Source organism: Paenisporosarcina sp. P4_B8 (genome assembly GCF_056402175.1).
The window spans coordinates 1-7,578 of record NZ_JBFUHX010000036.1; the positions used below are offsets into that span (position 1 = coordinate 1).

16 protein-coding genes and 1 pseudogene are annotated in these 7,578 nt (G+C 35.4%); 2 read left to right on the forward strand and 15 right to left on the reverse strand.

The features are described 5' to 3' along the window. The 14 genes and pseudogenes from AC1DSK_RS17015 to AC1DSK_RS17080 all read right to left on the reverse strand — a co-directional run. Positions 1 to 1,017 (reverse strand): OLD family protein (locus AC1DSK_RS17015; RefSeq protein ID WP_477598432.1); only part of this gene is annotated, 1,017 nt, incomplete at its 3' end. A 118-nt stretch (positions 1,018 to 1,135) separates the two neighbouring features. Beyond that, positions 1,136 to 1,333, reverse strand: a complete 198-nt coding sequence (locus AC1DSK_RS17020) for an XtrA/YqaO family protein (protein ID WP_477548770.1) — start codon at positions 1,331 to 1,333, stop codon at positions 1,136 to 1,138. Between the two features lie 495 nt (positions 1,334 to 1,828). Next, positions 1,829 to 2,251: pseudogene (locus AC1DSK_RS17025) on the reverse strand (RusA family crossover junction endodeoxyribonuclease). Continuing rightward, entirely contained in the window at positions 2,248 to 2,415 is a 168-nt protein-coding gene (locus AC1DSK_RS17030; protein ID WP_477548771.1) for a DUF6011 domain-containing protein, read from the reverse strand. Before AC1DSK_RS17030 ends, AC1DSK_RS17025 begins: the two are co-directional and overlap by 4 nt. Beyond that, positions 2,387 to 2,647 carry a hypothetical protein gene (locus tag AC1DSK_RS17035; RefSeq protein ID WP_477548772.1) on the reverse strand — a complete coding sequence of 87 codons (261 nt, stop codon included), beginning with the start codon at positions 2,645 to 2,647 and terminating at the stop codon, positions 2,387 to 2,389. The genes AC1DSK_RS17030 and AC1DSK_RS17035 overlap by 29 nt, the downstream gene beginning before the upstream one ends. After that, complete coding sequence (locus AC1DSK_RS17040; protein WP_477548773.1) at positions 2,608 to 2,829, reverse strand: hypothetical protein; 222 nt, start codon at positions 2,827 to 2,829, stop codon at positions 2,608 to 2,610. Before AC1DSK_RS17040 ends, AC1DSK_RS17035 begins: the two co-directional genes overlap by 40 nt. Then, the gene (locus AC1DSK_RS17045; RefSeq protein WP_477598434.1) at positions 2,822 to 3,190 is read right to left on the reverse strand and encodes an ATP-binding protein; all 369 of its coding nucleotides are present in this window, start codon (positions 3,188 to 3,190) and stop codon (positions 2,822 to 2,824) included. The genes AC1DSK_RS17040 and AC1DSK_RS17045 overlap by 8 nt, the downstream gene beginning before the upstream one ends. 11 nt (positions 3,191 to 3,201) lie before the next feature. After that, positions 3,202 to 3,690, reverse strand: coding sequence for a hypothetical protein (locus AC1DSK_RS17050; RefSeq protein ID WP_477548786.1), 489 nt, complete (start codon positions 3,688 to 3,690; stop codon positions 3,202 to 3,204). After that, on the reverse strand, positions 3,593 to 3,904 hold the full coding sequence (locus AC1DSK_RS17055; RefSeq protein WP_477548774.1) for a DnaD domain-containing protein: 312 nt from the start codon (positions 3,902 to 3,904) through the stop codon (positions 3,593 to 3,595). The genes AC1DSK_RS17050 and AC1DSK_RS17055 overlap by 98 nt, the downstream gene beginning before the upstream one ends. After that, complete coding sequence (locus AC1DSK_RS17060; protein WP_477548787.1) at positions 3,847 to 4,020, reverse strand: hypothetical protein; 174 nt, start codon at positions 4,018 to 4,020, stop codon at positions 3,847 to 3,849. Before AC1DSK_RS17060 ends, AC1DSK_RS17055 begins: the two co-directional genes overlap by 58 nt. Before the next feature lie 288 nt (positions 4,021 to 4,308). After that, a complete protein-coding gene (locus AC1DSK_RS17065) occupies positions 4,309 to 4,536 on the reverse strand; it encodes a hypothetical protein (protein WP_477548775.1) in 228 nt (75 codons plus the stop codon). A gap of 31 nt (positions 4,537 to 4,567) precedes the next feature. Then, complete coding sequence (locus AC1DSK_RS17070) at positions 4,568 to 5,092, reverse strand: helix-turn-helix domain-containing protein (protein WP_477548776.1); 525 nt, start codon at positions 5,090 to 5,092, stop codon at positions 4,568 to 4,570. An 89-nt stretch (positions 5,093 to 5,181) separates the two neighbouring features. Next, complete coding sequence (locus tag AC1DSK_RS17075) at positions 5,182 to 5,478, reverse strand: DNA-binding protein (protein ID WP_477548777.1); 297 nt, start codon at positions 5,476 to 5,478, stop codon at positions 5,182 to 5,184. Next, positions 5,459 to 5,722 (reverse strand): helix-turn-helix domain-containing protein, encoded by a 264-nt coding sequence (locus AC1DSK_RS17080; RefSeq protein WP_477548778.1) that lies wholly within the window; start codon positions 5,720 to 5,722, stop codon positions 5,459 to 5,461. The genes AC1DSK_RS17075 and AC1DSK_RS17080 overlap by 20 nt, the downstream gene beginning before the upstream one ends. A 94-nt stretch (positions 5,723 to 5,816) precedes the next feature. Between AC1DSK_RS17080 and AC1DSK_RS17085 the strand changes: the two genes are divergently transcribed. Next, positions 5,817 to 6,128, forward strand: a complete 312-nt coding sequence (locus AC1DSK_RS17085; protein ID WP_477548779.1) for a hypothetical protein — start codon at positions 5,817 to 5,819, stop codon at positions 6,126 to 6,128. A 669-nt stretch (positions 6,129 to 6,797) separates the two neighbouring features. On the opposite strand, the gene AC1DSK_RS17090 is transcribed toward AC1DSK_RS17085, so the two are convergent. Beyond that, on the reverse strand, positions 6,798 to 7,028 hold the full coding sequence (locus AC1DSK_RS17090) for a helix-turn-helix domain-containing protein (RefSeq protein ID WP_477548782.1): 231 nt from the start codon (positions 7,026 to 7,028) through the stop codon (positions 6,798 to 6,800). Between the two features lie 159 nt (positions 7,029 to 7,187). On the opposite strand from AC1DSK_RS17090, the gene AC1DSK_RS17095 reads away from it, so the two are divergent. Further along, positions 7,188 to 7,556 carry a helix-turn-helix domain-containing protein gene (locus AC1DSK_RS17095; RefSeq protein ID WP_477548783.1) on the forward strand — a complete coding sequence of 123 codons (369 nt, stop codon included), beginning with the start codon at positions 7,188 to 7,190 and terminating at the stop codon, positions 7,554 to 7,556. The last annotated feature ends 22 nt before the right edge of the window (positions 7,557 to 7,578 follow it).

The window sequence follows — 7,578 nt, forward strand, 5'->3', positions numbered from 1 at the left end:
ACCTAAATCTGTAGAAATAACCTTATCGTTTTCCAATAAATATTTATGTGTATTATTAAAACTTTGTATTTTTACCTTCAAGAATTTTTTTTCGATGAAGTCAATTAAGTCATCATTATACTTATCACTATTCTCAACAACTTTTATCATTTGTTTAACATAATTTTCAATGTATGGATCATTACTGTGCATATTTATTTTTTCTTTTCTTTCGTTTTCAATGTCGTATTCTTGAACAACCACACTTCTAGAAGAACTCCTATTATTCCCGAAGAAATAACTAAAATCTCTCATATATGCTTCCCTAGATGCAGGAAAGTAAAATTTATCATGGTTAGTAAGGTTAAAATTCGAGCGATAAAGTACTCTTATCAGTCCAGTAATTAAACTTTCGTGTATAATCGACTTAAGAAATTTATCTCTTTTTGCACTGTCTTTAATTAGATTCTGAAAGGACATACCCACAAATCGAATACCAGTTGATAATTCTTCATTATCAGTCTCGAAATTAAATGTAAATGAAACAGATTCTTCCTCATTTGAATACAAATCATCATCTGACTGTTCTTTTTTATTATTTTCTTTTAAATCACAAGATATTTTTATTTTAATATCCGGATTATGTGTAAATTTAATAGAAATATCATCCAAAATATCTTCTATGTTACTGAATGTATTTGAAAGGATATTATCCTTATTTAATTTAATCAGTTTATTAGCAGCATATACTAAATATGCATAAGAATCAGATTCACTTTTTATTATGAATTCACTCCCCCCCCCATTAATTAAATTATTTAAATCTAAATTAATTGGAAAATTATTGAGATCATCCTTACCTAATGCGATAGAACCAAAAAAATTCGGATTTCTTAAGAACTCATCAAAACTGTTGAGTGCTTTCACTAAATGTGTTTTACCACTTCCATTATCTCCACAAAAAATCATAAATCGAGAAAGTTCAATTTTATTAACTTCGACTCCGAAAAAGTTATTTAAAGTCACTTGTATTGCCAAAATAAAACCTCCATCAAAAATTCTTTATTATTTTATTATTACATATTTATTATCAAACTAATCAATTGATGCAGAATAATTTATACATTTCAGCTTTAGGTTTAGCCTTTATTTATTATTAAAATTCTTCACCTTCATCAAACCTAATTCTTTTGACTTTCCCTTGATGTGTAATTATTTTAGTTTCAGAATGTGATGGTAACTCTGCCATTTTTACTTTACCATCGTTGAACAGGATAACACATGATTTTGGTATTTTCATTATATCAATAGTTAGTATCCCCTGGGAATCTATTTCAACAGTTTTAAGCCTCATCKATAAAACCTCCTTAGGTATTAGCAAATATTATTTACTTTAAATTCTTAATACTACTTCCTTAGATTCAAATCGATCAAGAGTAAATAGAAAGAGGTTGATTACTTACATTTTTTGTAGAGTTTTAATTGGTTTATAGAAAAGGAGTGAGTTAACCTGATAGAATTCGAATTATCATACAGATGGACACTAATAGTAAATAAGAAATGTTCTGTGTATTGGGGAGATGATAAGGTACTATCAGTATCAACAAGCAGAGATGTCTTTGATTTTCAAAGTAAAATTTATGGATTAAAACATAAGGTAAATGCTAAAAATCGAACAATTACTATTTTTCACAAACCTGACGAAGATGGATTTACAATTCATTAAGGCATCCAAATCAAATGTCTTTTTATTTTTGTTTAACTCGTGATTACTTCTTACCGCTGATTTCCTGCCAAACTAATAATCCTACTACTAATAAAAACAATCCACCTAGAATGCAATAAGCAATCATGAATAGTTAATGCAGACCACTACACGTGGAGAAAGACTATAAAACTTTCTCACCGTTAAATCCACCACCTGGCTATCGTCCTGCCAAATCAACTTATTGAGCCCATCTTTGACTCCCTTGACGTAGTTGTCAACATCCGGTTTACTCGTCGGCCGCGGCTTTCCAGTCTCAATAAGGGTCTGCTTGGGTTTAGTCTGAAGAGCTTTAGGCGTTGGTCTATACACATCAATAAACAACTAAATTGGTCCACTAATTAGTTCTTTTGGAGCGTACTGTACAGCAACTAATTTCACATACTGTTTAAAGTCGCGAGATTTCAAGGGATCATACAAAACCGTTTTACCCGTGAATGTTTTACCTGCTCGTGGGCGGCCATGTGCAACAGGCTCGCCCATAATTTCAAATAATATCGTTTTCATCGTTTCGACTTCTCCTCATACTTCAATACTTCATCGATTGTCACCTGGCGTTTCTCAAACTCCGCGTCAGCTTCCACTTGTTTTCTTTTACAAACGGGACCAATACCTTCTTGAATGGATTGAAAAGTCTTTAATTCACGATTGCATCGTCTGCATGTGCTCATTTAATTCCTCCAATCTGATCAAGTACCCTTCGCTTTCCAAACGATTCAAGACACTTCTAGCAACTAAATAACGAGTCGGAATTATTTCTTGAATCGCTGAGATATTAAAACTTCTTTGCTTACGTGTAGGAGTCCAAGTAGGCAACGCCTTCAGCACCCCCTGATAAATGGTTTCTTCATCATTTGCCGAATCTAGGATGCTATAAAGACCAAACATAGAAAGTTGCTCCATGCTGCCACCTTCTTTTCTCCGAGGTTGGTTATTAAATACTCGATGGCTGCTTCTCGGTCTAGGCCAGCAGCTTCCTGCAGCTCACCAAGCAATATTTCAAATAGTTGCTCATACTGTTTCTCACCGAATTGCTGCCATTGACCGGCCACGATAATTAATTGGTTCATGATGTATTCAACCATGCTTTTTCAGCCTCCAGTCTTCTCCTTTAGTCTCTAGCAAGTAGTTTCCGCATTCCCCAATCAATCTACTAGCTGCCGCATACCCGATTCGATCAGCTAATGTTCCACGATCTTCGTTGCTGCTGAAAACAATAGGTTTTTGGTGCTTGTATCGCTCATTGATAATGTTGTAGTAAAGGGATTCTTTCGCTTCAGTGGGCTTCGATTTCCCAATATCATCCCAGACAAGCACATCAGCCTCCATAACTCCCTTGAGAAGGCTATTGAAAGTTTCCCCTTCATCACTCAATCTCTTGGCATTCATCATCTCGTCCATGAAGGACACGTCGGAAATAACAAGCACATGAAAACCTTGTTTCAACAAGCGTTTACTTAACGCAATCTGTAAATGAGTTTCCCAATACCATAGTTATTGTGAGCAGTTTTGATTTCTGCTCGATTTGCTTCTGGCAATGATCGGATTCTTTGTTCTCCTATGGTTGCAATGAACCCAAAATTATTCATACCGAGCTTATCCAATATCTTTTTGGATTTAGGAAAACGTCTTAAATACTCTTCGATCAGTTGAAACATGGCTTCTTGAATCGGTGACGTTTGCACATAGCTTTCCATGGTCGACTGAGTGAATCCATCGGGAATCAATGCATTTTTAAAGGGACGACGCCAAGCTTTTCGTGTTCGACAATCACAAGGTTTGTAGATTTCATAGCCTTTCTCATCTACGTGGCCATATACAACTTCTTTGTCATTACATACCTTACAATCAACCGCCCCAGGCTTTCCTATCTCGCTCGACGTCTCTAAGGACATCTTCGTAGCTCTTTCCTGCAGCTTGGCCAAAACGTCTTGTATGTTTAGCATTTGGTTCACCTCTCTTAGATTTAGGGTTGTTCAAGATGCTTTTTGCGTATTTCAGATTTCGTGCTCCATTGAGTACCGACTCTTTCATTGCCTCGAGGACTTTCTCTTCACCAAAGGAATCGATTAGATCTCCGAGCTGTTCCCCAACAAAAGAGCTCAATGTACCGAATCCTTCTTGTTCAAAAAATTGATAGGGATTAATTGCAGCGCGCAATCCAATAATCGATCTGCACGATACTTCCAACGTTCTGGCCGATTCATAAAATGAATGGAAGCGTAAACAGCAACTTTCTTGGTATAGTAAGCGATACGTGCCTCAATTGACTTCAACTACTCACCTCTACCTAATGGTTGAATCCCATCAATATGCCCTGGAGAAACAGGGGAAGGCGGCTTATCAAGCCAAACTCCAGGACATATTGACGAGAGACAATGCTCTCGTGTTATAATGTTTCTACTTTGATTTCAAATCACCGACTGACATAGCCTTGTCAGTCGGTTTTTTTATTGCGTTTGTCAAACTCATATTCTACAGCTGATTGTCCCCAAGTGGTTCCAAGTCCAAACATAATGAAGGTCCAGCATGCTGCAAGTAATGTAAAGTGGAGAAAATCTATTTCAAACACGTTTGATCACCTCTATATTGACACCGGCAAGTCTTGAATTTTTGACTAATGTTTGCACCAAATCCTGATTAGACTTTTTCTTTTTGAGTAACTCAAGATCCATTAAGGATTTTTGAATATCCGAAGTTGCTTTCATTGCTACTACAATTTCTCCGTCCTTTACCAGTTCCAAAATTTGTTTATGACGACTTGCAATTTGAGCCGTTTCTTTTAATTCCAAACAATAATCTTCTTTTCTGTACTGATTGCTTTCAAGCCTTAACCCCTCCTATATACCCCTTACTCGCTAGAAAGTTATAGTGACGATGCCATACTTCCCGATAACTGATATTCGCTTCCAAACAAATAACCGCTATCATATGTTCAAGTGCAGTTATGGCTTCAACTGATTCATCGATTAACGATTCCATTGCTTGAAATTCAAAATGTTGCAATCTGTTTAGAGGCTTGGCCATACAGAAGCCTTCAATCTTATCCAAAGCCTCTTTCATTTCTTCCAAAACCTTTTCTTTCACACTTGATCGATGCAAATCTACATTAGGACCATCTAGCCAAACTGGACCAGTCGACGTATATTCATTGCGAATGGTAATTGCGAACCGAGGATTGTCGTATCTCTCCATCAATGACCTTGAAATATCTGCAGGTACTCTGGATCTACCATTTTCATATTTGGAAACTGTCTCCCTAGCAACATTTAAATCCATTGCAAGTTGTTCTTGCGTCTGTTTAGAACGCATTTCTTTTATCAAAACACCCACTTTTTGATTACTCACTTTTAACACCCTTTCCCCCGTTTTGATGTCACTTTTCTCAATCTAGTTAACTTGTGTGAGACCGATTCATACATAAAGAGTTGCTATAATTAACTTACAGAGCTGAAATATGTTGTGTTTTCATCAACCCAATTCGTATTACTTTCAATCCATTTGAACAATAAATGTGTGGGAATTAATATCCCTGCTTCACGCATTACTGGAAAGTCTGATCTTCCAAGTAGTTCAGTTACTTTTGTTTGACTAATACGATATAAATCCATTAATTCTCTTCGAGTAAGTAAAGGTGGCAATTCCTTGGTTTTTATCGAATTTGAAACTGCCTCCCTAACTTCATCGCGAATGATTTGTCTCAGAATCTCAGTATCAAATGCCACGTTTATCATTGGTCGCCCTCCTATCAATCGGATGTCGTGAGATATCCTCATCAAAATGCATAACTACATTCCCTCTCAACTCATCGAGACTTATTGCGTCTGCAATCATACACATTACTTTGAATGTAGGATTGGGATTTTCACTGTTCTCAATCATTTGTATTGTTGATTCATTTACACCAGATAGTTTGGATAGTTGCGAGCGTGATAGACGCAAACTCTGTCGTATTTTTTTCAATCTAAAAATCAACATAATGTATACTCCTAATTTGATAAACACAATATATTGTGTTATATTAATTGCAATTGGACAATTGTTCCAAATCCTTAAGTTAGAGGTGATTCAGGTGAAAATTACAGGTTTAAATGATTTTCAAAAACAATTGAAACAAATGCAAAGAGGTGCAAAAGAACTTTCTGGATCCAATCAAATTCCAATTACTGATTTATTTACTGATGAGTTCTTAAGAAATTACACTAAATTTCAATCCTTTAATGATTTTGAGAATCAAAAAATCTTTAAAAAATATCCAACAATTGAAGAAATCCCAGATGAGGAAATGGATTCTTTCGTTGTCGATCATTCTGAATTCAATTCTTGGCAAGAAATGATTGAAAGTGCGTCCTCTGAATTTGTGATAAAAAAATTAGGTTTCTAACCTATTGCACTTTTACCCTTATTCACACTAGAGTTTTGCAAACTGGGGCTCATCTAAATTTCATGTTTTGGTGAGAAATGAAATTAACAAACATAACTGCTAAATTGGTTATATTTACGTTAATTTCTAAACAATTAGTAAATTTGGAGGAGTTACATTTGAAACGAGCTTACGCGAACTTACTTGGTTATTGGACCGATATTACAGGTAACGGAAAGTTACATGGCAGAGGTCCTTTAACATAAGTGAATGAAGAGATTCAATATATGTTTAATTACGATTACATCAATGTTTGATTTGAAGAAAAAAACTATCGTATTCATCCTTCATTGATTCAAGTTGTTGGCAATTTCAACAGTTCCCCTAAAATTATCAGTGGTTTGAAATTCTGAAGCGTTGATTTGAGTTCTGAATTCTCGATCAACGCTGGCTTTAAACGCTCCCATTCATAGAATTTGTCTCCATTTAGAATAATAAGTAATTTTTGCACCTGTACTTTTCCATCCTACTAACCTCCTTTCTCTCCTCACACCCAAAGATCAGCATTCAAGTCTTGGAGCATTAACTCTGTTTGTTGCTCGCTCCTTGGAGGTCATGGCGCAGGTGGCTCGTTGAATGCTCTTGTTTGGGTGTGAGTTAAATGTATTTAGGAGACATCTTTTTCCAAAGTTACCTTTTCGGTAATTGTTTCTTCAAAAAAAGCGAATTAATCGGGACTTTCAGAGTATGAGCTATTTCCCCAATATCCTCAGCGCTCATTTTTCTTATACCTTTTTCCTTATAGTAGTATGCTTGATACCCTTCATAACCAAGTAACTTAGACATTTCTTCGATGGTAACACCTTTTGAGGTACGAACTTCTTTAATGAAAATAAGATTGATGAGCTCATTTTTGTCCATTTGTTTCAATCCTTTAAAATTACCTTATTGGTAACTTATCCTCACATTAAATTACCTTTTAGGTAATGCCAACACTTTAATTACCGATTAGGTAACTTTTTATATTTACCAGAACGGTAAATGGTAATATACATACATTAACATTTGAGGTGAATTTATATGGCCACGTTAGGAAGTAGAATTAAAAATCTACGAGAAAAACACGATATAAAACAAATAGATTTCGCCAAAAAAATTAATGTATCTAATGTGGTACTTTCTCGGTATGAATCGGATGAAAGAAAGCCCGATTACGAAGTATTGCAAGCTATAGCAGATTATTTTGAAGTCACAACTGACTATTTACTTGGTCGTGAAAATAATAAATTATCAACAAATGGACTGGATAAAGGATATGAGGAATTCGAAAAATGGAAGAATGACCCGAAACTTGATTTGTTCTTTCAAGAGTTCGATCAGGCAGACGAGGAAAAGCAAGCTGCTTTATTAGCAGTTTGGGAAGTGTTGAAAAAAGAAGGTAAAGCTTAATAAACAGGTATAAAGGACATGT

Coding starts and splice junctions, on each gene's coding strand:
- AC1DSK_RS17080 (WP_477548778.1), bottom strand. CDS start 5,722: ATGTTGATTTTTAGATTGAAAAAAATACGACAGAGTTTGCGTCTATCA.
- AC1DSK_RS17020 (WP_477548770.1), bottom strand. CDS start 1,333: ATGAGGCTTAAAACTGTTGAAATAGATTCCCAGGGGATACTAACTATT.
- AC1DSK_RS17035 (WP_477548772.1), bottom strand. CDS start 2,647: ATGGAGCAACTTTCTATGTTTGGTCTTTATAGCATCCTAGATTCGGCA.
- AC1DSK_RS17075 (WP_477548777.1), bottom strand. CDS start 5,478: ATGATAAACGTGGCATTTGATACTGAGATTCTGAGACAAATCATTCGC.
- AC1DSK_RS17030 (WP_477548771.1), bottom strand. CDS start 2,415: ATGAGCACATGCAGACGATGCAATCGTGAATTAAAGACTTTTCAATCC.
- AC1DSK_RS17095 (WP_477548783.1), top strand. CDS start 7,188: ATGGCCACGTTAGGAAGTAGAATTAAAAATCTACGAGAAAAACACGAT.
- AC1DSK_RS17090 (WP_477548782.1), bottom strand. CDS start 7,028: ATGGACAAAAATGAGCTCATCAATCTTATTTTCATTAAAGAAGTTCGT.
- AC1DSK_RS17040 (WP_477548773.1), bottom strand. CDS start 2,829: ATGGTTGAATACATCATGAACCAATTAATTATCGTGGCCGGTCAATGG.
- AC1DSK_RS17050 (WP_477548786.1), bottom strand. CDS start 3,690: ATGCTAAACATACAAGACGTTTTGGCCAAGCTGCAGGAAAGAGCTACG.